We start from the raw sequence: 26,811 nt of genomic DNA, 5'->3' as shown, positions 1-26,811 counted from the left end.
AAAAAATTAACTTTGTAAGGCATTTTGGCATAAGTTCTGCCCCGCTCATACAGTAAACTTCACTTGAAGCGTCCCTTGAGTCATTGTGGCTAACTTAGTATTAAAATCAGCTAAGGCATCTTTTGCTAACTCAAATGTAATATCGACTTTTTCACTGAACTCTTTCGCTAAAATAACCCCATCATGTTGAACTACTAAATATTCAACATCAACGAGTTGCGCATAACTGCATGAAAGTTTAATCGAGTAACGAATATACTTAGTCCGTAAACTTAACTGACTAATGCCCTGCTTTATGCCAGAGCTATAAGCACGCATTAACCCACCCACTCCAAGCTTTGTGCCGCCAAAGTAACGTACTACTATCGCGCCAACCTCGCCGACATTAGCACCTTGTAGGCTTGCTAGCATAGGGCGTCCGGCACTCCCACCAGGTTCGCCATCGTCACTGGAGCCAACATTCACCATCTCGTTAGGCGCGCCGGCAACAAAGGCATAGCAATAATGGCTGGCTCCTGGGTAATCTTGTTTGATGTTAGTAAGCATTAACTTCATAACACTTTGATCTGGGCAGTGAAATAGAAAAGAGATAAAGCGACTATGCTTTATCTCTTCTTCAATCAACAAGTTCAAATCAGGTATTAAATAGCTCTCAGTCAAGACCCAACTCTCTTGTCATGTTCTCATTTCGATCACTGTGCACAATTACATTATCTTCAATACGTATACCACCAAAAGGTCGCATCACATCAACCGTTTGCCAATTAACTAACTGCTTAGCATTATCGCTTAAATCATTAAGTAAGGTATCGATAATATAGATGCCTGGCTCAATCGTCAGTACTTGGTTTGCCGCTAAAGTACGAGTGCAGCGTAGGAAAGGATGATTTTCGGGTGCAGGTATATGAGTCCCACGTTCATCATGGGAATACCCGCCCATATCATGCACCTGTAAACCAAGCATGTGTCCTAGCCCATGGGGGAAAAATGCCCGCGTGACACCAGAATCAACCAGCGCTGCCACATCAGAATGAGCCAGTTCAAAGTCTATCAATAACTGCGCAATTCGCTCATGGGTCATAATATGTAAATCGGTATACTTCACCCCCGGTTTCATTGCATCGACAATCGCAAGTTGCTGCAGATTTAATGCCGCAATTAGTTCTGAAAAACGATTTTTCTCGAATGCATAAGTACGGGTAATATCAGCGGCATACCCATGGTAACTTGCACCTGCATCAATAAGAAACGATAAACGCTGCTTTGGCTTTACGTGGGCTAATGTCATGTAATGCAAAATAGCCGCATTTTGATTCAAGGCGATGATATTGCCGTATGGCATTTCGTTTTCGCCTTGGCTGATTTCAGCTAAATAGTGTTGCTGGATCTCAAACTCACTGCCACCATTGAAAAATGCACTTTTGGCCGCTTTGTGACCTCTAACTGCAATTTTGTTTGCTCGACGTAAACACTCAAGTTCATATTGTGTTTTGTCTGCGCGGTGATAATGCAAGTAATTCATTACCGCATCTGGGTTACGAGACTTAAACTCTAATACATCAGCTACATCTAAATGTTCACCAATATAAGCCCAATTGCTCAAGTCTTTAGGTAAAAACTCGGCAATTTTGTCAGCTTTGGTTAATAACTTAATGTCAAAGTGTGCAGTCCAAAATGCATCAGGGACATCACTCACCTTATGCCAAAAATCCACTGGACGATAAAAGACTAATATTGGCTTATCAACCCCGTTGGCAATAATCCAGCAATTTGGATTATCAAGAATAGGCAGCCATGCTTTGAAATGGGGGTTCACCTTAAATGGATAATTCATATCATCTAAAAACTGACGATGGGGTTGTCCTGAATGAATAACGACTCCTGCGAAATTCTCACGACGGGTGACTTCAGCAACCCGACGGTTTAACTCGGCAATATGCACATGATATAAGCTATCCAGCTGATCCATTTTTTGATTCCTATTCAGTAGTTGGCAAACACTCACAGTTTATCACAAAGGATAAAAATCACCTTAGTAGACAAAAATTAAACGGTCGTTTAAATTGGGTGTTGTAATTTCTGTCATTTAGTCGCACACTGTTGTGTAACTGGTCAAATGATGGCCTATACTGCTGTAAAACAAGCTTGATAACTACACGATTATAAAGATGTTGAAATCGCTTTAAGCAATAAGGAAGCAAGCAATGATCTACCAAAGCCCTACCATCCAGGTTGAGTTACTTGAAGACAATATTGCCAAGCTGTGCTTTAACGCACCGGGCTCGGTAAACAAATTTGACAGAGAAACTCTAGCCTCTTTAGATGCTGCACTAGATAGCATCAAGCAAAGTACTGATATAAAAGCATTAATACTTACTTCAGCTAAAAGCACATTTATTGTGGGCGCTGATATCACTGAGTTTTTAGAGTTATTTAAGCAAGACGATGCCACACTACTTGCTTGGGTTGAACAAGCCAATGCGGTATTCAATAAGCTTGAAGATTTACCTTTCCCTACGGTATCAGCTATTAATGGTTTTGCTTTAGGCGGTGGATGTGAAACGGTTCTAGCAACGGACTTACGTGTAGCGGATACCAACGCACTTATTGGTTTGCCTGAAACAAAATTAGGCTTAATTCCTGGCTTTGGTGGTACGGTTCGCCTACCTCGCGTAATCGGTGCTGACAATGCTTTAGAGTGGATCACATCAGGTAAAGAACAACGTCCTGACGATGCGCTTAAAGTCGGTGCAATTGATGCGGTAGTGGCTCCAGAAAACCTACACACAGCAGCAATTCAAATGTTACATGACGCATTAGCGGGCAACTTAGATTGGCAAGCTCGTCGTAAGCAAAAGCAATCACCGCTGCTACTAGGTAAGCTTGAGGCTATGATGTCGTTCGCCACAGCCAAAGGCATGGTGTTCTCTATTGCCGGTAAACATTATCCAGCGCCAATGGCTGCTGTGAATGTTATCGAAAAAGCGGCGACTTTAGATCGCGCTGGTGCATTGCAAGTTGAAGCTCAGGCTTTTATTAAGCTTGCTAAAACAGACGTTGCGACAGCATTGATTGGTATTTTCTTAAATGACCAACTTGTTAAAGGCAAAGCGAAGAAAGCCAGCAAATTAGCTAAAGATGTTAACCAAGCTGCTGTATTGGGTGCAGGTATTATGGGCGGCGGTATTGCTTACCAAAGCGCCAGCAAAGGCACACCGATTGTCATGAAAGACATCGCTCAGCCAGCATTAGAGTTAGGCTTGAACGAAGCGGCTAAAATTCTGACAACACAAGTTGCACGCGGTCGCTCTACGCCAGAAAAAATGGCTAAAGTATTAAACAACATCACACCTTCTCTAGATTATGCCTCTATCAAAAATAGCGACATCGTTGTAGAGGCGGTTGTTGAACATCCAAAAGTTAAGGCCACTGTACTGGCAGAAGTTGAAGGCTATGTATCTGAAGATGCGATTATTGCTTCAAATACATCAACAATCTCTATTAACTTACTGGCTAAAAGCCTTAAGAAACCTGAACGCTTCTGCGGCATGCACTTCTTTAACCCTGTGCACAAAATGCCATTAGTTGAAATTATCCGTGGTGAGCACAGCTCAGAAGAAACCATCGCAACTGTCGTTGCTTACGCCAGCAAAATGGGTAAAACCCCGATTGTTGTTAACGATTGCCCTGGCTTCTTCGTTAACCGCGTATTGTTCCCATACTTTGCAGGTTTTAGCGGACTACTAGCTGATGGTGCTGACTTTGCCGCTGTCGATAAAGTTATGGAAAAACAGTTCGGCTGGCCAATGGGTCCAGCTTACTTACTTGACGTAGTCGGTTTAGATACAGGTCATCACGCACAAGCAGTAATGGCTGAAGGTTTTCCTGATCGCATGGGTAAAAATGGCAAAGATGCCATCGACATTATGTTCGAAAATAAGCGTCTAGGTCAGAAAAACACTAAAGGTTTTTATGCTTACTCGGTTGACCGTCGTGGTAAACCAAAGAAAGACATTGACCAAACAAGCTATGAATTATTAAGCGCTGAGTTCGGTACATTAAAAGCATTCGAGTCAGATGACATCATAGCTCGCTGTATGATCCCGATGATAATTGAAACAGTTCGCTGTTTAGAAGAAGGCATTATTGCATCACCAGCTGAAGGCGACATGGGTCTAGTATACGGTATTGGTTTTCCACCATTCCGTGGCGGTGTATTCCGTTACTTAGACACCATGGGCGTAGCAAACTTTGTTGCCCTAGCAGACAAATACGCACATCTTGGTGGCTTATATAAAGTTACCGATGCAATGCGCGCACTTGCAGCCAACAACGGTAGTTACTACCAAGCCTAATTAGTGGGAAAGGAATTAAATCATGAAACAAGCTGTTATCGTAGACTGCATTCGTACCCCAATGGGCCGTTCTAAGGCAGGGGTATTTAGAAATGTACGTGCAGAAACTCTTTCTGCAGAACTAATGAAAGCCTTAATGCTTCGTAACCCGCAACTAGATCCAAATACCATTGAAGATGTTATTTGGGGTTGTGTGCAGCAAACACTAGAGCAAGGTTTCAACATTGCTCGTAACGCATCATTATTGGCCGGTATTCCTAAAACGGCTGGTGCTGTTACCGTAAACCGTTTATGTGGTTCATCAATGGATGCTCTTCATCAAGCGGCTCGTGCAATCATGACCGGTCAAGGCGACACCTTCATTATTGGTGGTGTTGAGCATATGGGTCATGTACCAATGAACCACGGTGTTGATTTTCATCCAGGCTTAGCAAACCGCATAGCTAAAGCCTCTGGCATGATGGGCTTAACAGCTGAAATGCTAGGTAAGTTACACGGCATTACCCGTGAACAACAGGATGCTTTTGCGGTACGCTCTCATCAGCGTGCACATGCTGCAACTGTTGAAGGTCGCTTTGCCAAAGAGATTTGGGGCATTGAAGGCCACGATGTAAACGGCGCATTAATCAAGGTTATGACAGACGAAGTTATCCGTCCAGAAACTACCCTTGAGTCACTTGCAGGATTACGTCCAGCGTTTGACCCAGCTAACGGCACTGTAACAGCGGGCACATCATCTGCACTATCAGATGGTGCATCTGCGATGTTAGTGATGGAAGAATCTAAGGCTCGCGCATTAGGTTTACCAATCCGTGCACGCATTCGCTCTATGGCGGTTGCAGGCTGTGATGCAGCTATTATGGGTTACGGTCCAGTTCCTGCTACTCAAAAAGCATTAGCCCGTGCTGGTCTTTCAGTTGCTGATTTAGATGTGATTGAACTTAACGAAGCGTTTGCAGCCCAGTCTTTACCTTGTGTTAAAGATCTTGGTTTACAAGATGTAGTTGATGACAAGATTAACCTTAACGGCGGCGCTATCGCCCTCGGTCATCCACTAGGTTGTTCAGGTGCACGTATTTCTACCACCCTGATTAACTTGATGGAAGACAAAGATGCAACATTAGGTTTAGCCACTATGTGTATCGGATTAGGTCAAGGTATCGCGACTGTTTTCGAACGCGTTTAAGCTATCTTTAAAGTTAGTCTGAGTTTATCAATCTAACGGGTTCACCCTATCGATTGTAAATTAACTCAAAAAACCGAATTATTGAAAAATAATTCGGTTTTTTATTTTGCATCAACTGGCTAATGTTCCACGTGAAACATGTTTGAGGAAAATTTAAAAACAAATTAAAACGTTAATTCATAGCTAAATCACATTAGTTACACCTAAACTTGGCAATCGAGATTTGGCGGAGTAAAATTATGAATATTAAAAAAGCTAAGTTGAAGTGGCAATGTCAGAAGAATTAACCTCCCTAGAAATATTCGCACAAGCACAACACCAACTTGATGCGTTAGGCTTACGCTGCCCTGAACCGGTAATGATGATCCGTAAAGCGGTACGCAAAATGGCTGACGGTGAAATAATATTAATTATTGCCGATGACCCAGCAACAACCCGAGACATTCCAAGTTTTTGTGAGTTTATGGACCACACCCTAATTGCCAGCGAAACATCAAAAACGCCCTATCAATATCTGCTAAAAAAAGGACTATGAACATGGAAGCTAAGTTAGCAGCAATAGCTTATAAAACAGCTAAGCGTGGCAAAATGAGTCAAGTATTTTGCGCCAACGTCACCTTAGAGCGAGGTGTTGAAAATGATGTTTTTGGCCGTCCAGGAAAACGTCAAGTAACCGTACTATCTCAACAGCAATGGCAAATAGCCTGTAAGCAAATAAATGCCGATTTAGACTGGCTTACCCGTAGAGCAAATCTGTTAATAACAGGGTATGAGTTCAGTGCCGCTGATGTAGGCAAGACACTCAAAATTGGTGCGGACTTACAATTGCTGATCACAGGTGAAACAGATCCCTGTAAAAAAATGGAAGCCGCTTTTGCTGGATTAGAACAAGCATTAACACCAGACTGGCGAGGCGGTGTAACTTGTAAGGTGATACAGGCTGGTTTGATCCAACCAGATGACCGAGTCACTCTGCGCTAAGCGTGTACCATCAAGCATATCAACCGGCAATATATTGATAAGTTAGCCTGCAAATTGAAGGCTAACTCTGCCTATAAACAGCAAAAATAAACTTACGTTCATTCCTCGTTACAAGCAGATTTAACTCCACATTAGCTCATCACTTATTTTCATCATATCAATTTACCGCAACAGTTTTAAAATCAATTTTATTTTCTGTCATTATTTGAAACAGATTTTTTGTGTCGTTTTATAGCCATTTGTGCGATAAAGGTTACCAAGCCAGATTTGATGCTAACAAGCCTGACACAAACCACTTTAGATACTGTTGGTTGGCATTAATACTCTTATAATGATAAATAAATGGATCTTGCATGTTCACACAAAAACTTACCCCTATTTATACCGCGATAGCATTATCACTTGGTATTAGCTCAACTAGTTTTGCCACAGAAGATGAAGCAGCGAAATGGCAAGTCAACGCCCCAGAAAATGCCCCATTACAAAAAGTCGACATTAATGTCACTGATGGCACATGGATGAACGTCAATGTATCACCTGACGGCAAAACGATTGTATTTGACCTACTAGGCGATATCTATCAAATGCCTATATCTGGTGGCGAAGCAACCCAACTTGCTAGTGGCATTGCATGGCAAATGCAGCCAGTTTATAGCCCTGATGGAAAATATATTGCGTTCACATCTGATGAAGATGGCGGCGACAACATATGGATAATGAATGCCGATGGCACCAATCCACATCCAGTAACCAGCGAAACATTCCGCCTATTAAACAGCCCAGCCTGGAGTCCTGACTCACAGTATCTAGTTGCTCGTAAACACTTTACCGCAAGTCGAAGCTTAGGTGCTGGCGAAGTGTGGATGTATCATGTTGCTGGAGGTGAAGGCGTTAAGCTGACAGAACGTCCAAATGATCAAAAAGATTTAGGCGAGCCTGCCTACTCACCTGACGGCCGCTATATCTATTTCAGCCAAGATGCGACCCCAGGTAAAACCTTTCATTACTCAAAGGATTCTGTAAAAGGGATTTATAAAATTAAACGCTATGACACCCAAACCGGTGACATTGAAGTATTAATTGAAGGTACCGGCGGTGCTATTCGTCCAACACCAAGCTCTGATGGTAAATCTTTAGCATACATAAAACGAGATGGTTTCCAGTCGACCTTATATTCTCTGGACTTAAAGTCTGGTGAAGAAACAAAGCTGTATGACAAGCTAGATCGTGACATGCAAGAAACCTGGGCTATTCACGGCGTTTACCCAACAATGTCTTGGACCAATGACAATAAAGATATTGTGTTCTGGGCTAACGGTAAAATCAACAAGCTAAATGTGGCTAAAAAAACGCTTAGTGATATTCCCTTTTCTATTAAAACCCAGTTAGACGTACAACCCTCTGTTAGATTTACTCAGAACCTTGATCAAGATAATTTTGATGTAAAAATGCTGCGCATGGCACAGGTCTCACCTGATGGTGAACAAGTGGTCTTTGAAGCATTAGGCAAGTTATGGATCCGCGATATAAAAGATGGCAAACAGAAACGCTTAACTCGTTTAGATAATGATGTTAACGAGCTATTCCCTCAATGGTCACGTGATGGTAAAAACATTGTATTTACCACTTGGAATGACCAAGCCCAAGGTACCGTTAGCATCGTCAGTTCGCGTGGTGGAAAAGCCAAAGTGTTAACTAATGAACCTGGTAAATATGTTGAGCCAACATTCTCTCCTAACGGAGAATATGTGGTTTATCGTAAAGCTAAGGGCGGCTATATGACAGCTCGCACCTGGTCTCAAGAACCTGGTTTATATAAAGTTGATACTAAAGGTAAGAAAAACACCAAGCTATCTGCCAGTGGTTATCAACCACAATTTGGTGCAGATAACGACCGTGTGTACTTTATGGATTACGGCAGCTCGCCGCAACTTTCATCGATTGGCATGAACGGTTTCGAAAAACGTACTCATTACACTAGCGAACATGCGACAGAGTTTCGTATAGCCCCTAATGGTGAACATCTTGCATTTGCAGAACGTTTCCGTGTTTATGTCACGCCATTTGCTAAGCATGGTGAAACGATTAACATTGGCCCTAAAGCTAACAATCTACCCGTTACTCAACTCAGCGCCCGTGCCGGCGAAAGCATAAGTTGGAACAATGACAGCAACGAGCTTTATTGGACCCTTGGCCCAGACTTATATCAAGCCAAAGTTGATACTCAGTATGAAAAATCTGACGCTAAAATTGAGCCCCAAATAACCTCTATTGGCTTTAAACAGGATGCAGATGTTCCACGTGGAACAATCGCTTTTGTTGGCGGTAAAGTCATCACCCTTGAAAATGATCAAGTGATTGAAAATGGTGTAGTGATAGTTAAAGACAATAAAATTGTTGCTGTTGGCGATGCATCAACATCCATTCCATCTGGCGCGCAAATTATCGATATTGCCGGTAAGTCTATTATGCCAGGCCTGTTTGATGCCCATGCACATGGTGGCCAAGCAGATGATGAGATCATTCCACAACAAAACTGGGCACTCTATTCAGGCTTATCATTAGGAGTCACCTCTATCCATGACCCTTCAAATGATACCACGGAGATTTTTGCTGCTGCAGAGCAACAAAAAGCCGGTAACATTGTTGGCCCACGTATATTTTCAACCGGTACTATTCTATATGGCGCTAACGGCCCTGGTTATACCTCACACATTGATTCGTTAGATGATGCTAAATTCCATTTAGAACGCCTTAAAAAAGTCGGTGCATTTAGCGTAAAAAGCTATAACCAACCAAGACGTAACCAACGTCAGCAAGTAATAGCGGCAGCGCGTGAATTAGAAATGATGGTAGTACCTGAAGGTGGTTCGCTACTTCAACATAACCTCACTATGATTGCTGATGGCCACACAACGGTTGAACACTCGTTACCAGTGGCTGCCATTTACAGCGACATCAAACAGTTTTGGAGCCAAACTAAAGTAGCTTACACCCCAACCTTGGTGGTAGCTTACGGTGGTATTTCTGGTGAACATTACTGGTATGATAAAACCGACGTTTGGGCACATCCACGCTTAAGTATGTATGTTCCGCATGACATTTTAGATGCGCGCTCAATGCGTAGAACCACTGCACCTGATGCACATTACAATCATTTTAATGTCGCACGCGTTGCCAACGAACTAAATGAAATTGGTGTTAAGCCAAACATTGGTGCACATGGACAACGTGAAGGTCTGGCTGCTCATTGGGAAATGTGGATGTTTGCCCAAGGCGGCATGAGTAATATGGATGTATTGAAAACAGCCACCATTAACCCAGCAACCACTTTTGGTATGGATCATCAGCTTGGTACAATCAAGCCAGGTAAACTAGCCGATTTGATTGTTATTGACGGTGACCCACTGACTGACATTCGCAGCACTGATAAAGTAACTTACACTATGGTTAACGGTAAGTTATTTAATTCGGAAACAATGAATGAGTTGAATGGCGATAAGATACAACGTAAGCCGTTTTTCTTTGAAACAAAATAGTGTAGATATAATTCACAGCATTATGTTGTAACAATAAAGGGTGTTCCACGTGGAACACCCTTTTTTATCAAGCGATACTCAAACCGCTCTACATTATTGACGCTTAGACGCGGCACAAAAGCAATCTGTGGTGTGGTCGTCGACCATGCCAACGGCTTGCATAAAAGCATAACAAATTGTTGGGCCAACAAAATTAAAGCCCATCTTCTTCAGCGCCTTTGACATAGCTTCAGATGCTGGCGTTTGCACAGGCACATCTTTAAGCGTTGCAGGATAATTTACCTGTGGCTTACCGTTTACAAAGCCCCATAAGAATTCAGAGAAATCATTGCCCTGATCAACAAAAGCTAAATACGCTTTGGCATTGCGAATAATGGAATTAACCTTTAATCGATTACGCACTATGCCAGGATTAAGTAACAGCTCCTCGACTTTGTCTTGATCAAAGCTGGCGATAATACTCGGTTCAAAATGAGCAAAGCAGGCTTCATAGTTAGCCTGCTTTTTAAGAATGGTAATCCAGGATAATCCCGCTTGCTGACCGTCTAAACACAGTTTAGCAAAAAGCTCTATGGAGTCATAAACAGGCCGCCCCCATACCTCATCATGATAATGTTGATACATAGGGTCTTCACTTACCCAGCCACATCGGTTAACTTGCATGTTATGGTGTCCATTAACAATTTCAGTAATACGTTAAAAAATAACCTACATCTACCTTGTTCTACAAGGTATAATCAATTCCATTTTCTATTAATAGCCTGACAGTAGTAGACATGACGACGAAACATGACGTAAAGACATTCCAGGGTTTCATCCTAACCCTACAAGAATACTGGGCGCAGCAAGGTTGCGCAATTGTTCAACCGTTAGATATGGAAGTGGGCGCTGGAACTTTCCACCCACAAACATTCTTACGCTCCTTAGGGCCTGAGCCAATGAGCAGCGCTTATGTGCAGCCATCACGCCGCCCAACTGACGGACGCTACGGTGACAACCCTAACCGCTTGCAACATTATTACCAGTTCCAAGTGGTATTGAAACCTTCTCCAGATAATATTCAAGAGTTGTACCTTGGCTCACTTGAGGCTTTAGGTATTGATACTCAAGTCCATGACATTCGTTTTGTAGAAGATAACTGGGAATCACCGACTTTAGGTGCTTGGGGGTTAGGCTGGGAAGTCTGGCTAAACGGTATGGAAGTAACTCAGTTCACCTACTTCCAGCAAGTTGGCGGTATAGAGTGTAGCCCTGTTACGGGTGAAATCACCTATGGCTTAGAACGCTTAGCTATGTATATCCAAGAAGTCGATAGTGTCTATGACTTAGTATGGACCGACGGCCCAATGGGAAGAGTCACATACGGCGACATTTTTCATCAAAATGAAGTTGAACAGTCTACTTATAACTTTGAGTACGCGAATGTTGAAGTACTATTTAGACAGTTTGATGACTGTGAAAAAGCCTGCCAACTATTATTAGGCTTAGAAAAACCATTACCTCTTCCTGCTTACGAACAAGTGATGAAAGCATCGCACGCTTTTAACTTACTTGATGCACGCCATGCTATTTCAGTGACCGAGCGCCAGCGTTATATTTTACGCGTTCGTACCATGGCTAAAGGTGTAGCAGAATCTTATTATAAAGCACGTGAAGCGTTAGGCTTCCCTATGTGTAAGTAGAGGTTATTAGATGAAATTTGAAAACTTACTCATTGAAATTGGCACTGAAGAGTTACCGCCAAAAGCACTACGCACACTTGCGGAATCATTTTTAGCTAACTTTGAAGCTGAACTCACTAAAGTAGACTTGCCTTTTACCGCATCAACTTGGTATGCCGCACCTCGCCGATTAGCCATTAGCATTACTCAGTTAGCGTTAGCGCAAGCGGATAAAGTTGTTGAAAAACGTGGCCCTGCTGTTAGCTCAGCATTTGATGCTGACGGTAATCCAACCAAAGCAGCTCAAGGCTGGGCTCGTGGTAACGGTATTACGGTAGAGCAAGCTGAACGTTTAGTGACCGACAAAGGTGAATGGTTAGTTCATCAAGCCAAAATAGTGGGTGTAGCCACAGGTAGCCTTATTGCTGACATGACTCAACAAGCATTAGATAAGCTGCCTATTCCAAAGCCAATGCGCTGGGGTAATAACAAAACTCAGTTTATTCGCCCGGTTCATACTGTCACCATGTTATTAGGCGCTGAGTCTATTTCAGGTGAAGTGTTAGGGATTCAATCTGCACGAACTATTCGTGGTCACCGCTTTATGGGGCAAGCCTCATTTGAGCTAGATCATGCAGATAACTACATCACTATGCTCAAAGAACAAGGTAAAGTGATTGCAGATTATCATGTGCGTAAAGCCTTGATTAAAGCCGATGCAGAAAAAGCTGCTGCGGTTATTGGTGGTATAGCAGAACTTGAAGATGACTTACTTGAAGAAGTCACCTCATTAGTTGAATGGCCAGTGGTATTAACCGCCAGCTTTGAAGAAAAGTTCTTAAACGTGCCAGCTGAAGCTTTGGTTTACACCATGAAAGGCGATCAGAAGTATTTTCCTGTGTTTGATAACGCAGGCAAGTTACTGCCTAACTTCATCTTTGTCACCAACATTGAATCGAAAGATCCGCAGCAAATTATTTCAGGTAATGAAAAAGTGGTTCGCCCACGTCTTGCTGACGCTGAGTTTTTCTTCAACACAGATAAAAAGCACACCCTAGAGTCTCGTTTAGCCAGCCTAGAAACCGTGGTATTCCAAAAGCAATTAGGCACGTTAAAGCAACGCGTTGAACGTATTTCTGCAATGGCAGGTTTTATCGCTGCACAATTAAATGCCAGCGAAGCGGAAGCTAGTCGTGCAGGCTTACTATCAAAAGCAGACTTGATGACCAATATGGTGATGGAGTTTACCGATACCCAAGGCACTATGGGTATGCATTACGCACGCTTAGATGGTGAGTCAGAAGCGGTTGCTGTTGCTATTGAACAACAATATAAGCCTAAGTTTTCAGGTGATACAGTGCCAACAGATGCGGTATCTTGTGCGGTTGCCTTAGCTGAAAAATTTGACACCCTTGTGGGTATTTTCGGTATTGGGCAAGCCCCTAAGGGAGCAGCTGATCCATTTGCTCTTCGCCGTGCCGCTATTGGTATTTTACGTATTATTGTAGAAAACAATCTACCGTTAGACTTAGTGGAATTAATCGCTCAAGCGCAAAAACTTCACGGTGATAGTCTTAGCAATAAAACAACCGCTGATGATGTTCTTGAATTCTTTATGGCCCGCTTCCGTAGCTGGTATCAAGATAAAGGCATTCAAGTTGATGTGATTCTTGCTGTGTTAGCACGTCGCCCAACGCGCCCTGCTGATTTTGATAGTCGTGTTAAAGCGGTATCACACTTCCGCAGTTTAGAGGCATCCACAGCCCTTGCTGCAGCTAATAAGCGAGTGTCTAATATCTTGGCCAAGGTTGAAGGCACACTGCCTGAAACCATTAACCAGAGTTTATTAGTTGAACCGGCAGAAAAAGCTTTAGCGGATAAGTTAATCCAACTGCAACCAGAATTAGCACCGCTATTTGCTAATGCTGATTATCAGCAGGCATTAACCTTGCTAGCCGATTTACGTGAAAGTGTAGACACCTTCTTTGAAGATGTCATGGTGATGGCTGATAATGAAGCACTTAAGAATAACCGCTTAGCGTTACTTAATAGCTTACGTGAGCAATTCTTACATGTTGCAGACATTTCTGTACTGCAATAACGATTAGTTTAAATGTCATTACACAAAAAAGCGCCCTAGGCGCTTTTTTTATGTGTATTCAAATCAGAGTGATTTAAAACTGTAATAATTTTTGATGTAGTTCATCAAAAGACTCGCGGGAAATGTCGACTTGAGCCAATAACTTAATCAGTACTTCTTCTGATATTTTATTCGCTTGTACTAACATAGAACATTCGCTTATCACATTCGCTCGCCAAACCGCTTTAGCTGCACCTGACTTAGGCGGTACATTAGCATTGGCCAGTAAAGATAAATTTTCAGCAAAGGTATTTGGCAATTGCCAATATTTAGCTAATAAAGCACTTAGCGTCAGTGATTTTGAGGTCATGAGCTGACTAAACAATAATGAATTGGGCTGTTCGCCGGGTTCTGCTTGATGAAAAGCATCAATCAACATTTTGAATATAGCAATCTTACCCACATCATGTAATAGGCCTAATAAAAAAGCGCTATCACGCTCACCTTCAACAAGCTCGCTAGATAAAAAAGCCACCTGCATTGAATGACGCCATATTTCAGCGCCAAAACGACGGAAATAAATTGGCTTAATATCTATCATTTCGCGGGCCAAACAAGCCGTTACAAACTGCCTTAATTGTTCACGGCCCAATTGCACTAAAGCTTGTTGTAAATTAGTCACCTCTCTATCAGAGCGTTTGAAAGTTGTCGAGTTACATAACTTTAAGACTTCAACACTTAACAAAGGATCCTGTTCTATTAATTGCAATACGTCTTTAATATCGACGTCTTGATTAGCCAGCTTATTATCTAATTCAACTATTTTACTGGGAAGTTTTAACACATTTTCAGCTATGTCTTTGGGAGAGCTTAACGCAATCTCAATTTTGCCCATCACTTGGCGCTCAAGATTATTGGCTATACCCGTACCTTGCTGTTGCACAGGAAAAAGTAAACTATAAAATAACGCCGAAACATCAATTGATGACAACTGCTCAGCTTCATTAATCTGCGACTCTACCTGTGTTGCCGTGGCTCGTTCAGCGGCTTTAGCGCGTGATGCTGCTTTTAATTTTTCAGTATTGGACACACCGGTAAACTTAGCTTGTTCTTGATTATCACGAATATTAAACAACTTCTTAAAAAATGTTCTGACCACGGCATTGATCCAAAATGATAATGAATAAAAGGCTCTGACTTAACCATAGCACTCTGCAATAAAAGTCGCAGCTAGATGGCGCTGTTTTATAATTTAGCTCAACAATAAAATCTAGATTAGTTATATTTAATTTGCTGATTTCAACAAGCTCACCATAGAACTTTATGTGAGACTCATCAACACAAGTCTGTCCTTGGCCAGTCCAATTACCAATCACCCTCAATGGTTAATCGTTATAAGCCGATATACTCGAATAATGAAGTTTACCATAATTAATCTAGGTGCATTCTACCTAAACTATTTGATCTAAGTACAAGTCATATCAAGCCGACACAAAAACATTATGTACAACCATAGCCGCTAGATAGTAGGGTTTTAACTGTAACGCTTGCCAGTTTAATAAAATAGCAAAGTTAGTAGGTGTTCACTCACTAACAAAAATGGAACCATTAGGTTCCATTTCTTATAACACGCTAATAATTACCCAAAACCACTATTAAGCTATTCTACGCTTACCTATTAAAGCCAGTAATAATAGCGATATCCAACCTAAGCTGCCGCCACTGCTGCCACCGGATGGCTCAGTTATTGGTACAGGTAATGGCACAACAGCCGCCTTGACCGTAATAGTGACGCTTGTTGAGGCGCTAGCTTGCAAACTATCCGTTGCTGTCACACTAAACACTAAGCTTGTATCATACGTTGGTGAAACAAATTGCGCAGAGGCTGTATTCGCATTAGTTAGGCTCACTGCAGTACCACCTGTTTGTTGCCATAGGTAACTAATAGCATCATTTTCAGGATCGGAAGCCACTGCGGTTAATGTTACGGTTTCCCCTGCATTTACATCACGGCTGTCACCCACATTAACAATTGGCGCACTATTAAGCCTGTCATTATCAACGAGTGTTACGGTCAGAGTGTCATAACCAAGTACACTTGAGTCAACACTGGTCAGTTTTATCAAAAATAGCTCATTACCTTCTACCAGAGTATCTTCTTTGGGAGTAATCACAATTTGCTTAGCCGTTGAGTCACCATCTAACCAGACAAGTTCGCCACTTAAACTACCTTGAAGATCCTCTGTTAATGATGCTGTTCCTTCTATGAATTCATAGTTAACACGCACCTCACCTACACTACCACCAACGCGTAATACCGATACACTTAGTGGATCTGCTCCTTCATTAATAGTGCTTAGTCCACGCTCAAAACCAAGGGTGCCTGGCTGAGGTACATCTTCGCCAATAGATAACTCATGGTAGCTTGGGCTGGTAATGCCTAAACCGCCCTGGGGATCAAACAAACGGACAAATGCCTTAAGCTCACGGTTTTGACCACTGTCAAAGGTGGTGATAATAATTTGCTTGTGCGTAAGGTCATTGGCCTCCCAACTTAACCGCCCTGTTTGAGCCTCAAAATCACGCCCTTGCTTTGCACTTGCCTCTAGGGTTTCATAACCCACATCAACAACACCTTCGCCTTGCGGACGTTGCACATTAACAGTAATCACATCTCCCGCTAGTGCAGATGATGTTGTTGAACTAAAGCTCGCATTACCCTGAATCTGGCTTTGCGTCTTATCTCGCAGAATATACAAACCACTATTGATATCGCTAGCAATCACTAAACCAGATGGCAAGTAAGGGTAAACGCCCCAAACGCCGTTAAACGCATTACTGTCTGACGCTGGAAAGGTATCAAAGTAACCTACCTCTTTAGGGTCGTCTGGCTGACTAATGTCTAAAATAGTCACGCCACGTTGATAATTGGACATGTAATATCGATTTCCACGAACATAGCCATTATGATCTATCGCCTTAGTCGGTCCAGACCATACTTTAACTAAACTAGGAGCATCTAGATTATCAACATTAAAAACCCGTAATGTAGTATTAAGTCCGGCTCTTTGCTCATCTAATTCATCGTGGACAAACACATAACGTTTATCCTCGCTCCACCAGCCTGAATGAACATATTCAGCTTTAGCATAGCTAACCTCCGACAGTGGTTTACTCTGTGAGGGGTTGGTAATATTCCAAAGGCGCATGCTGTTTTCATTAAAATCTAATAAAACCGTGCATATGGCCGTTTGACAGCTGGCTTGTGCTCTAGCATCGTCAACTACCATAGAACTGGCATCATGAGTGTAATCATCACGCGTGGCACCGCTATGACTAAAACTAGCACTTAACCGACTCGGGTTTGTTAGGGAATAACTCTTAAAGGCACCACCAGCACTACTTTGACCTACAATATGAAGGTTGGGTGTTAAACCACTTAACGCGGTATTGGTAGTATAATCAAGATTACTGATATACACATTGTGCGCCGCTCCTTCAGCTGAATCAGTTGCTAGTCGAGCGATAGAGGTCGGCAACTGGCTTAAATCAATAATTTGAATCTTATCTGAGCCTTCTGATGTCACGTAGGCATTGGCTTTCCAGCGAGAAGTTAAGGTGTCAAACCATTGATAAACTTTAATATCGCGCCAACTGGTATTGCTACCAGAAACAGTACCAATTTCAACCGGATTAGCAGGATCGGCCAGACTCACTACGGCGGTACCATTGGTTAATCCAATAATGGCATATTCTGTACCGGTATTAAGATCTACATGGCCCCAAATATCATTGGCAGCAGAAGGTTTGGAAGAAAAGCTACCAAGGGAAACATGGGATACTAAGTCGATGGCATCACAGTTAAAGCCACCCGCCTTACCACCTGTACACTCCTGACTTGAATGGTCTTGCTGTAACGCTTGATGCTCTTTTAACATCTCATCAAGCTGACTGCCATACTGTCCTATACCATCACTTATCACCCTAAAACCACGATCGTGTAAGCTAGATGCAAACTCTAATGGTACACCTGCCAAAACAGTATTATTAAGCTGTGGCGCCTGGGAAAGATAATGATCAAAACGATTAAATCCCCCCATAACAGGCACGATTTCACTGGTCAGTAAGAAGAGTTCATCGATATCTTGAATTTGATAATAACCATCAGCAACCAATACACGATCGCCCTTATTAGCGTGAGTCACTGCATAAGCAATTGTTTTACAGGGGCGCAATACGTTATCACATAAGCCCTTATCTTGACCCGTCTCACTGACAAATCTTGCTTTATCATGCTCTGAATGCGCCAGTGCGGAAGTATTAACAAAACAACTAAGAGACAATAAACCTACAAGTTTAAGGCCACTCTTACATAAATAAGGGAACGTCATAATGAACTCCGTTTTTGTTCCAGTAGTTAAAATCAACGAGAAATCAGTGCTTTTTGAGGGTTTATTTTGTAGGATACAGAAAAGCAACACATAAACAACAATAAGATAACATGCCATCATTTATTTATATTACTTCCCTTAGTAGCCATTTTAGACGATTAAAAAAATCCTTAGCGTTACGCCCTGCGCGTCTATGGATATGGCCTTTAGTATGCTTACTTGTCGCTTGCAGTGACGGCTCTGAAGCGCTATCAGCACAAAACAAGTCATTAAGAGTTGTATTGATGTGGCATGACAAAACAGTAACGTGCAACGACCCTCTATTAGCTCCATGGCATTTAGCACAACTCCAATTTTACTTAAGTAACTTTACCCTTAACGATCAACCCATCACGCTCAAGACAGATGCCGATTTGGAGACATTAAGCCATCAACAGAAAAATTTATTGTTATTGGGGGGAGATTGCCAAGGTAAGGAAAATTGGACAATTGATTTTGAAAAACCATTGATACCGGGCTTAATGAGTTTTGAGTTGGGCGTGCCCTTTAAGCTTAATCACGGTAATCCACTTAAAGCGCTACCGCCACTTAATCAAAGTGATATGTTTTGGACATGGCAACAAGGGCATAAATTTTTACGATTGGATTTGAATAAAACTAACCAGCCAAACTCAGCAGTTAGCGCTAATCAGACAACGGCAAGCATACCTTTAGCTAGTCTGCAAACGGGCTGGCAATTTCATTTAGGCTCTATCGGCTGCCAATCCGCCAGTGTAATGCGTGCGCCTTTAAAGGCTTGCCACTACCCCAATAGAGCCAAAGTCGAATTAGCTTATCAAGGAGAGCAAAAGCTAATATTAGACTTAGCCCCCCTGCTAACGACTGTACTTAATGATGACAAACTCTCGCAACAGGCTTGTATGTCTGATCCACAAAGCCTAAGTTGCCAGCCTCTGTTTAACGCATTAGGTATAAACAGTGCGAGTGAAGCAGCTTTAACACTCAAACCTCTGGATAGCGATATATCTGATACCCCTAAAATGTGGCGATTTAATTAATGCAGATTAACCGACCTTGTAAACCTCAATGGCAGGCCACCATGGCACTTGCACTGCCAATACTGCTCGCATTGGGCTGTGGGCAAGAAAGTCACCAACAAAATGATAATCAGGCAGAATCTGCTAGCAAAGTCAGCCAATATGAATGGCCAATACCAGAAGGCTTCCCAAAGCCTGAAGTGCCTGCCGACAACCCAATGACACAGGCCAAGGTCACATTAGGCCGTTACTTATTTTATGACACTCGCCTGTCTGCCAATCAAACACAAAGCTGTGCCAGTTGCCATTTACAATCCAAAGCCTTTGCCGAAACACTCAAGGTTTCCATAGGCAGTACAGGGCAAGCGCACACTCGTAATGCGCCAGCCTTAGTCAATATTGCCTACAACAAAACCCTCACCTGGGCCCACGACGGTCTAACTCATATAGAGGATCAGGTTTTACTGCCCCTGTTTAGCGAGCAGCCAGTAGAAATGGGGCTCGCAGGTAAAGAAGCATTAATACTCCCACGATTTACCCAAGCGCCCTACCCAGCACTATTTGAGCAAGCTTTCGGCCAACGAGCTAACGGCGTTGACTTTATACAGATAACTCAAGCTTTAGCGAGTTTTGTAAGAAGCTTAGTATCCTTAAACTCACCCTTTGATACTTACGCCTACAATGAGCAAGATGATGCCCTGAATGAAGCCCAACTCGCGGGAATGGCGCTATTCTTCTCAGAAAAACTTGAGTGCCATCATTGCCATGGCGGCTTTAACTTTACCCAGTCCACCAGCCACGAAAAGCAACCACTAGACAGACGCCCTTTCCACAATACCGGCTTATATTACACTGAACGTACAGGGTTACTTGGCGCATCATTAGTCAGTAATAGTTTGGCTGACACGGCATTGACACCAGTACAGCAAAATAGCCAGCTAGGTTACCCTCAAAAGGATACTGGTCTAGCTCAAGTCAGTGGTAAAGCTATCGATGACGGTCGTTTTCGGGCCCCAAGCTTAAGAAATATCAGCCTAACTGCGCCTTATATGCATGACGGTAGCGTGGCGAGTTTATCTGAGGTGATAGATATTTATGCAGCTGGTGGCCGTAATATTACAGCAGGGGAACACCAAGGAGATGGACGACAAAATCCATTAAAAAGTCCATTCATTAAGGGCTTTGAAATAAGTGAAGCGGAAAAACAACAGTTACTTGCTTTTCTCGCCAGCTTAACCGATGACAAATTCATCACCAATATCGAATTTAGCGATCCCTGGGTTGAGATAAAACCGTAAAAAATGCACACAAAAAAGGAAAGCCTAAGCTTTCCTTTTTTATCGCTACTGTTACGCTTAAAGCTAGACGTCTAAGTTAGCCACATTTAACGCGTTAGTTTCAATAAACTCACGACGAGGCTCAACATGGTCACCCATCAAACAACTGAACAGTTGATCGGCAGCGACCGCATCTTCAATCATGACTCGCAACATACGACGAGACTCTGGATCCATTGTAGTTTCCCACAATTGCTCAGGGTTCATTTCACCCAATCCTTTATAACGTTGAATATATAAGCCACGCTTTGCTTCGCTAATGGTCCAATCTAACGCTTCTAAGAAGCTATCCACTTCTTTTAGACGCTCACCACGTTGCACATAGCCGCCTTCTTCAATCATACCGTCTAAAGCAGCGCCTAACTTAGCAATGCGCTGATAGTCAGTAGAAGTGAAGAAGTCATAGCCAAATACGTAGCTAGTATCAATACCGTGCTTACGAATAATCACTTTTGGGGTATAAACTTTACGCTCAGGATCTAAAATAACTTCAGATGAATAAATCACCCCGCTATTTTCTAAAGCAACTAAATCAGCAATAAAGGCATCACACCATACATTCATCACACCTTGATCAGCAAGCATTGCTGTGGTTATTTCAGGATGATAAAGCATACGATTAGTAATGTTAGTTGGAAAACGCTTTTCTAAGCGTTTGATAATCTTCTCAACTTCACGATACTGAGTCACTAAACGCTCTAATGGTTCACCGCTCATACCTAATGCGCCTTGGCTTGGATAGATGTGAGTGCCATCTAAAGCTTGGGTTGTTAGATATTCAGTTAGGGCTAATTCATCTTTTAAGTATTGTTCTTGTTTGCCTTTTTTAACTTTATACAGAGGTGGTTGTGCAATATACACATAGCCACGTTCAATAAGCTCAGGCATTTGACGGAAAAAGAAGGTCAACAACAAGGTACGAATGTGAGAGCCGTCGACGTCAGCATCGGTCATGATAACGATATTGTGGTAACGAGTTTTATCTGGATTATATTCATCACGGCCAATACCACAACCTAGTGCAGTGATAAGCGTGGCTACTTCTTGTGAAGATAACATTTTGTCAAAACGGGCTTTTTCTACGTTTAAAATTTTACCTTTCAACGGTAGAATGGCCTGGTTTTTACGATTACGCCCCTGCTTAGCACTACCGCCAGCAGAGTCTCCTTCCACTATGTATATTTCAGAAAGACCAGGGTCTTTCTCTTGGCAATCGGCCAATTTACCAGGCAAACCACCTAAATCTAATGCGCCTTTACGACGAGTCATTTCACGGGCTTTACGCGCTGCTTCACGCGCACGAGCTGCATCAACAATTTTACCGACGATCAACTTAGCGTTAACAGGATTTTCCAATAGGTAGTCATTCAACTTCTCACCCATGGTTTGTTCTACCGCACTTTTCACTTCACTTGACACTAATTTATCTTTGGTCTGTGAGCTGAACTTTGGATCAGGCACTTTAACTGAAATAACCGCGGTTAAGCCTTCACGGGCATCATCACCTGTTGCACTGGTTTTGCCTTTTTTATTGAAGCCTTCACGCTCCATATAAGTATTCAAGTTACGGGTTAACGCACCTCGGAAACCGGCTAAATGAGTACCACCATCACGTTGAGGGATGTTATTGGTAAAACAGAAAATATTTTCTTGATAACCATCATTCCATTGCATAGCCACTTCAACGGTAATGCCGTCTTCACGCTCTTGAACAAAATGGAATACTTCTTTGTTGATGGGTGTCTTATTACGGTTTAAGTAATCGACGAACGCGCTAATGCCGCCTTCATATTTAAAGAATTCATCTCTATTTTCACGCTCATCTACAAGACGAATACCCACGCCTGAGTTAAGGAAAGACAGTTCACGAACACGTTTAGCTAAAATATCAAAATGAAACTCTACATTGGTAAAAGTATCAGAGCTTGGCCAAAAACGAATTTCAGTACCGGTTTTAACCGCATCGCCTATTTCTTTAATTGGCTCATCAGGTACACCATGAGTATAAAACTGCTCATAAATCTTACCCGCTCGACGAATAGTTAACTGCAGCTTTTTCGATAATGCATTAACTACCGATACGCCTACACCGTGAAGGCCGCCAGAGACTTTATATGAGTTATCATCAAACTTACCGCCAGCATGCAGTATGGTCATGATCACTTCAGCGGCAGAAACCCCTTCTTCTTCATGGATAGCAACCGGAATACCACGGCCATCATCTTTGACAGACACTGAACCATCAGTATGAATCATGATAGTAATGTCACTACAGTGACCGGCTAACGCTTCATCGATAGAGTTATCGACGACTTCGAATACCATATGGTGAAGGCCCGTACCATCATCAGTATCACCAATATACATACCAGGGCGCTTACGTACTGCATCAAGGCCTTTTAAAACCTTAATACTCGAAGAATCGTAACTATTCTCTGACATATTTCTCTCTCGTTGTTATTCAATAACCGTTACTTGCCCATCTTCAACATGAAATATCCTGTCGGGTGGACTTGTTAACGAATCGACTATCGCTGCAGGCTCGATTGCGGTGACAAATATTTGTGCGCCGGTTTCGGTTAACTGTTTCAACAATAGCTGCCTATGCTGTGCATCCAACTCTGACGGTAAATCGTCGACTAAATAAATGCTGTTTTTATTCAGTTGTTGTTTGAGCAACTTTCCCTGTGCAATACGCAGTGCACAGACTAATAATTTTAATTGACCACGGGATAACGCGTCCTGCGCAGGCAAGTTGCCTACCCGTAAACGTAAATCCGCTTTATGCGGGCCGCTTGCGGTATTTCCGGTGGCTAAATCTCTAGGATATTGGTTTTCTAATAATTGCGAAAAATCCGTTTTGCTATCCCATCCTCGGGTAAAGGAAACATTTATATTAACCTGAGGTAAAAACTCATTGATTATACCCTTTAGTAGCTCATTTAACGAGTCTACATAGTGATTTCGTATATCAGTGACCTGTTCAGCATACCGTACCAATTCCTTATCCCAAAACTGTATTTGAGAATAGGCGGCTTGATTTCTAAGAAGTTGATTTCTTTGCTTTAAAATACGTCTAGTATTAACCCAGGCTTGATAGAATTGTGGATCAGAATGAAACGCGCCCCAATCGATAAACTGTCGTCTAGCCTTTGGTCCTTCAAACAGCAGTGAGAAACTTTCTGGGGTTATCACCTGAATAGGTAATGTTTCAGCTAATATAGACAGCTTTTTTACTTTATCACCATTAATTTTAACTTCTATTTCACCGCTGCGATGGCGGCGCAAACCAATTTTTGTATGCTCTTCACCATCGGTAAGTTGGGCAAATAACACTAAATTATCGGCGTCAGTATTAATCACCCGTTGCGATAAGTGGCTACGAAAAGAACGTCCCATGCCTAAAAAGAAAATCGCTTCAAGAATACTGGTTTTACCACTGCCATTTTGGCCATAAATCAAATTTAATCCATTACCAGTACTAAGGTTAGCAGACAAAATATTGCGGAAAGAGTTAATGGTTAAGCGGCTAAGATTCATGCAAACCTATGGGTACTGTACGCGCTGAATTAAAGACAAAACAAGGTGCATATAAGCACCTTGTTAACAATGGTTAATAGACTACCACAACACCCTTATAGGCGCATTGGCATAACCACATACATGGAGTCTTCTTCAAGGTGATTCTCAATTAAAGCACTTGAGTTACCATCTATTAAGGTGATGCGAACTTCATCACTGGCAAGGTTATTGAGTACATCCAATAAATAGCTAACGTTAAAGCCAATTTCTAAATTATCTGAATTATAGTCAACATCAATAATCTCTTCGGCTTCTTCCTGCTCAGGGTTATTAGCGGTAATTTTTAATAAACCAGGTTCAAGCTGAATACGCACACCACGGAACTTCTCGTTAGAAAGAATCGAGGCGCGGGTTAATGCTTGTTTAAGCTGATTACGGCTGGCAATAACTATTTTATTGCCCCCTTTTGGCAGCACTCTTCGATAGTCAGGGAAACGCCCATCAACGAGTTTACTGGTAAATACTGCATTGGCCGTTACGGCACGAATGGCATTATCACCAATACTGATAGTAATATCTTGATCTTCACTATCCAGTAAGCGCGACATTTCTACCACGCCTTTACGCGGGACAATAACTTGTTTTTCTGGCAGTGTTTGTTCAACTTGGCGGTGGCTTAGCGCTAAACGATGGCCATCTGTGGCAATTGAACGCAGCATGTTGCCTTCGGTTTCAAATAGTAAACCATTAAGATAATAGCGCACATCCTGGTTAGCCATTGAAAACTGAGTAGAATCAATAATCGATTTCAACACACCTTGTTTTATACTAAATTCAATATCTGCTTGGAATGCTTCAACGTTAGGGTAATCCTCGGCCGGTAATGTGGCCAATGAAAAACGGCTACGGCCAGAACGCAGCAACCATTTATTATCTTGTTGCTCAATATGCAGCTCTGATGAGTCAGGTAATGATTTAACAATATCTAACAGCTTTTTGGCTGGAACCGTTGTGCGTCCAGTAACAACATCACCTTGAATAGCAGCCTGGCCAACCAGCTCAACCTCTAAATCTGTACCGGTTAACTTAAGTGAGTTGTCACTAACTTCAACAAGTAAATTGGCAAGAATGGGTAAGTTGTGTCTACGTTCCACGGCACCACAAACCAATTGCAATGGTTTTAACAGTGCATCCCTATCAATTGAAAATTTCATTGTGTCAGTATTCCCTGAATTAAGAAGAAAGCGTTCTTATTAAGTTGGCATAGTCTTCTTTAATGTCGTGACTTTCTTCGCGCAGCTGCGCAATCTTACGACAGGCATGCAGCACGGTTGTATGGTCTCGACCACCAAATGCATCACCTATTTCAGGTAAGCTATGGTTTGTGAGTTCTTTAGATAGCGCCATCGCCACTTGTCTTGGCCTTGCCACACTACGCGAGCGACGTTTAGACAGCATATCTGCCATTTTTATTTTGTAGTATTCTGCCACTGTTTTCTGAATATTGTCTATCGTGACTAGCTTTTCTTGTAACGCTAAGAGATCACGTAATGCTTCACGGACAAAATCAATGGTAATTGGGCGGCCAGTGAAGTTAGCATTAGCAATAACACGGTTTAATGCCCCTTCTAGTTCACGTACGTTAGAACGTAAACGTTTAGCAATAAAGAACGCCACTTCATCAGGTAGGTTTATTCCGCTCTCTTGTGCTTTACGCATTAAAATCGCTACGCGGGTTTCTAACTCTGGTGGCTCAATGGCCACAGTTAACCCCCAACCAAAACGCGACTTCAAGCGATCTTCAACACCGTCAATCTCTTTAGGATAACGATCTGAAGTCAAGATGATCTGATGATTACCTTCTAATAACGCATTGAAGGTATGGAAAAATTCTTCTTGTGAACGATCTTTGTTGGCAAAAAATTGAATATCATCAATAAATAAAGCATCAACACTGCGATAGTAACGTTTGAATTCTTCTATCGCATTATTTTGTAACGCTTTAACCATGTCCTGAACAAAACGCTCAGAATGCATGTAAACCACTTTTGCATTTGGGTTATTTTTAATGATGCCATTGCCGACAGCATGCAATAAGTGAGTTTTACCTAGACCTGTGCCGCCATATAAAAATAACGGGTTATAAGCGCCACCCGGATTTTCAGCAACTTGTAATGCAGCAGCTTTACCTAATTGGTTTGATTTACCTTCAACGAAGTTATCAAACTGATAAGTAGGGTTAATGTTACTACGATGGTTAGCATTGGCTACAGGGTCAGCTTGAGTGTTAAAGGTTGTGCCAACACGTGCCTTAGTCTGGTGACCACTTGGCTTTGCATAAACAGGGGCTGACACCACTGGAGTTTGGCGAGCTGAAGGACGACTACCAATATCAAAACGCAATTTAGGCGCATTACTGCCCATTTGCTCGGTAAAAAATTGATTAATGATATTAATGTACTTATCACGCACCCAATCTAATACGAATCTATTTGGAGCATAAAGAACTAACGTATCACCATCCATTTCAGCTTGTAACGGACGGATCCACATACTGAACTGCTGAGCCGATAATTCGTCTTGCAGCCTACCGATACATTGTTGCCAAAGTGAAACCGCCACTTATTTCTTCCCCAAAAATAGGTTAACAAAAGGAGATCTATTCTATAGTGAGATCAGGATGATCGCTATCGTTAATCTAATATTTATCCCCAAGGCGATC

General features: G+C 42.2%; 18 protein-coding genes. 9 read left to right on the top strand and 9 right to left on the bottom strand.

Features of this window, described 5'->3' with window-relative positions; translation table 11 throughout:
• Positions 1–45 precede the first annotated feature (45 nt).
• Positions 46–660 carry a YigZ family protein gene (locus FJ709_RS00090; RefSeq protein WP_226412292.1) on the bottom strand — a complete coding sequence of 205 codons (615 nt, stop codon included), beginning with the start codon at positions 658–660 and terminating at the stop codon, positions 46–48.
• Complete coding sequence (gene pepQ, locus FJ709_RS00085; RefSeq protein ID WP_226412290.1) at positions 653–1,969, bottom strand: Xaa-Pro dipeptidase; 1,317 nt, start codon at positions 1,967–1,969, stop codon at positions 653–655. The genes FJ709_RS00090 and pepQ overlap by 8 nt, the downstream gene beginning before the upstream one ends.
• A gap of 235 nt (positions 1,970–2,204) precedes the next feature.
• On the opposite strand from pepQ, the gene fadB reads away from it, so the two are divergent.
• From fadB to FJ709_RS00060, 5 genes are all read left to right on the top strand, one after another.
• The gene (gene fadB, locus FJ709_RS00080; protein WP_226412288.1) at positions 2,205–4,355 is read left to right on the top strand and encodes a fatty acid oxidation complex subunit alpha FadB; all 2,151 of its coding nucleotides are present in this window, start codon (positions 2,205–2,207) and stop codon (positions 4,353–4,355) included.
• 22 nt (positions 4,356–4,377) lie between these two features.
• Positions 4,378–5,541, top strand: a complete 1,164-nt coding sequence (gene fadA, locus FJ709_RS00075) for an acetyl-CoA C-acyltransferase FadA (protein ID WP_226412286.1) — start codon at positions 4,378–4,380, stop codon at positions 5,539–5,541.
• A gap of 271 nt (positions 5,542–5,812) precedes the next feature.
• The gene (tusA, locus tag FJ709_RS00070; protein ID WP_226412284.1) at positions 5,813–6,076 is read left to right on the top strand and encodes a sulfurtransferase TusA; all 264 of its coding nucleotides are present in this window, start codon (positions 5,813–5,815) and stop codon (positions 6,074–6,076) included.
• A 2-nt stretch (positions 6,077–6,078) separates the two neighbouring features.
• Positions 6,079–6,522, top strand: a complete 444-nt coding sequence (locus FJ709_RS00065) for an MOSC domain-containing protein (RefSeq protein WP_226412282.1) — start codon at positions 6,079–6,081, stop codon at positions 6,520–6,522.
• Between the two features lie 353 nt (positions 6,523–6,875).
• The gene (locus FJ709_RS00060; protein ID WP_226412280.1) at positions 6,876–10,061 is read left to right on the top strand and encodes an amidohydrolase family protein; all 3,186 of its coding nucleotides are present in this window, start codon (positions 6,876–6,878) and stop codon (positions 10,059–10,061) included.
• Between the two features lie 93 nt (positions 10,062–10,154).
• Here the strand turns inward: FJ709_RS00060 and FJ709_RS00055 are convergent, their stop codons facing one another.
• Positions 10,155–10,724, bottom strand: a complete 570-nt coding sequence (locus FJ709_RS00055; protein WP_226412278.1) for a DNA-3-methyladenine glycosylase I — start codon at positions 10,722–10,724, stop codon at positions 10,155–10,157.
• Positions 10,725–10,837: 113 nt separating this feature from the next.
• Between FJ709_RS00055 and glyQ the strand changes: the two genes are divergently transcribed.
• Together glyQ and glyS are read left to right on the top strand one after the other, a co-directional pair.
• Positions 10,838–11,743 carry a glycine--tRNA ligase subunit alpha gene (glyQ, locus tag FJ709_RS00050; RefSeq protein WP_226412276.1) on the top strand — a complete coding sequence of 302 codons (906 nt, stop codon included), beginning with the start codon at positions 10,838–10,840 and terminating at the stop codon, positions 11,741–11,743.
• Between the two features lie 10 nt (positions 11,744–11,753).
• Positions 11,754–13,823, top strand: coding sequence for a glycine--tRNA ligase subunit beta (gene glyS / locus FJ709_RS00045; RefSeq protein ID WP_226412274.1), 2,070 nt, complete (start codon positions 11,754–11,756; stop codon positions 13,821–13,823).
• Between the two features lie 73 nt (positions 13,824–13,896).
• On the opposite strand, the gene FJ709_RS00040 is transcribed toward glyS, so the two are convergent.
• Together FJ709_RS00040 and FJ709_RS00035 are read right to left on the bottom strand one after the other, a co-directional pair.
• Complete coding sequence (locus tag FJ709_RS00040) at positions 13,897–14,961, bottom strand: HDOD domain-containing protein (protein ID WP_226412272.1); 1,065 nt, start codon at positions 14,959–14,961, stop codon at positions 13,897–13,899.
• A gap of 496 nt (positions 14,962–15,457) precedes the next feature.
• Positions 15,458–18,193: a choice-of-anchor B family protein gene (locus FJ709_RS00035; RefSeq protein WP_226412270.1), complete on the bottom strand. Its 2,736-nt coding sequence runs from the start codon at positions 18,191–18,193 to the stop codon at positions 15,458–15,460.
• Positions 18,194–18,303: 110 nt separating this feature from the next.
• Here FJ709_RS00035 and FJ709_RS00030 point away from each other — a divergent pair, with 110 nt between their 5' ends.
• Positions 18,304–19,251, top strand: a complete 948-nt coding sequence (locus FJ709_RS00030) for an MbnP family copper-binding protein (RefSeq protein ID WP_226412268.1) — start codon at positions 18,304–18,306, stop codon at positions 19,249–19,251.
• Positions 19,251–20,528, top strand: a complete 1,278-nt coding sequence (locus tag FJ709_RS00025; protein WP_226412266.1) for an MbnH family di-heme enzyme — start codon at positions 19,251–19,253, stop codon at positions 20,526–20,528. The genes FJ709_RS00030 and FJ709_RS00025 overlap by 1 nt, the downstream gene beginning before the upstream one ends.
• Positions 20,529–20,591: 63 nt before the next feature.
• On the opposite strand, the gene gyrB is transcribed toward FJ709_RS00025, so the two are convergent.
• From gyrB to dnaA, 4 genes are all read right to left on the bottom strand, one after another.
• Complete coding sequence (gene gyrB / locus FJ709_RS00020; protein ID WP_226412264.1) at positions 20,592–23,009, bottom strand: DNA topoisomerase (ATP-hydrolyzing) subunit B; 2,418 nt, start codon at positions 23,007–23,009, stop codon at positions 20,592–20,594.
• Between the two features lie 15 nt (positions 23,010–23,024).
• Positions 23,025–24,107 (bottom strand): DNA replication/repair protein RecF, encoded by a 1,083-nt coding sequence (gene recF, locus FJ709_RS00015; protein ID WP_226412262.1) that lies wholly within the window; start codon positions 24,105–24,107, stop codon positions 23,025–23,027.
• 95 nt (positions 24,108–24,202) lie between these two features.
• Complete coding sequence (dnaN, locus tag FJ709_RS00010; protein ID WP_226412260.1) at positions 24,203–25,303, bottom strand: DNA polymerase III subunit beta; 1,101 nt, start codon at positions 25,301–25,303, stop codon at positions 24,203–24,205.
• A gap of 19 nt (positions 25,304–25,322) precedes the next feature.
• Positions 25,323–26,711 carry a chromosomal replication initiator protein DnaA gene (gene dnaA / locus FJ709_RS00005; RefSeq protein WP_226412258.1) on the bottom strand — a complete coding sequence of 463 codons (1,389 nt, stop codon included), beginning with the start codon at positions 26,709–26,711 and terminating at the stop codon, positions 25,323–25,325.
• Positions 26,712–26,811 lie beyond the last annotated feature (100 nt).

The organism is Shewanella glacialimarina, assembly GCF_020511155.1.
GTDB lineage: Bacteria > Pseudomonadota > Gammaproteobacteria > Enterobacterales > Shewanellaceae > Shewanella > Shewanella glacialimarina.
This window is presented reverse-complemented; position numbering and strand designations above follow the sequence as displayed.

Excerpts from the sequence above, each read along its gene's own strand:
- FJ709_RS00025 (WP_226412266.1), top strand. The coding sequence starts at position 19,251 with ATGCAGATTAACCGACCTTGTAAACCTCAATGGCAGGCCACCATGGCA.
- glyS (WP_226412274.1), top strand. The coding sequence starts at position 11,754 with ATGAAATTTGAAAACTTACTCATTGAAATTGGCACTGAAGAGTTACCG.
- recF (WP_226412262.1), bottom strand. The coding sequence starts at position 24,107 with ATGAATCTTAGCCGCTTAACCATTAACTCTTTCCGCAATATTTTGTCT.
- FJ709_RS00030 (WP_226412268.1), top strand. The coding sequence starts at position 18,304 with ATGCCATCATTTATTTATATTACTTCCCTTAGTAGCCATTTTAGACGA.
- glyQ (WP_226412276.1), top strand. The coding sequence starts at position 10,838 with ATGACGACGAAACATGACGTAAAGACATTCCAGGGTTTCATCCTAACC.
- dnaN (WP_226412260.1), bottom strand. The coding sequence starts at position 25,303 with ATGAAATTTTCAATTGATAGGGATGCACTGTTAAAACCATTGCAATTG.
- gyrB (WP_226412264.1), bottom strand. The coding sequence starts at position 23,009 with ATGTCAGAGAATAGTTACGATTCTTCGAGTATTAAGGTTTTAAAAGGC.
- FJ709_RS00065 (WP_226412282.1), top strand. The coding sequence starts at position 6,079 with ATGGAAGCTAAGTTAGCAGCAATAGCTTATAAAACAGCTAAGCGTGGC.
- fadA (WP_226412286.1), top strand. The coding sequence starts at position 4,378 with ATGAAACAAGCTGTTATCGTAGACTGCATTCGTACCCCAATGGGCCGT.
- tusA (WP_226412284.1), top strand. The coding sequence starts at position 5,813 with ATGTCAGAAGAATTAACCTCCCTAGAAATATTCGCACAAGCACAACAC.
- FJ709_RS00055 (WP_226412278.1), bottom strand. The coding sequence starts at position 10,724 with ATGCAAGTTAACCGATGTGGCTGGGTAAGTGAAGACCCTATGTATCAA.
- pepQ (WP_226412290.1), bottom strand. The coding sequence starts at position 1,969 with ATGGATCAGCTGGATAGCTTATATCATGTGCATATTGCCGAGTTAAAC.
- FJ709_RS00060 (WP_226412280.1), top strand. The coding sequence starts at position 6,876 with ATGTTCACACAAAAACTTACCCCTATTTATACCGCGATAGCATTATCA.
- FJ709_RS00035 (WP_226412270.1), bottom strand. The coding sequence starts at position 18,193 with ATGACGTTCCCTTATTTATGTAAGAGTGGCCTTAAACTTGTAGGTTTA.
- fadB (WP_226412288.1), top strand. The coding sequence starts at position 2,205 with ATGATCTACCAAAGCCCTACCATCCAGGTTGAGTTACTTGAAGACAAT.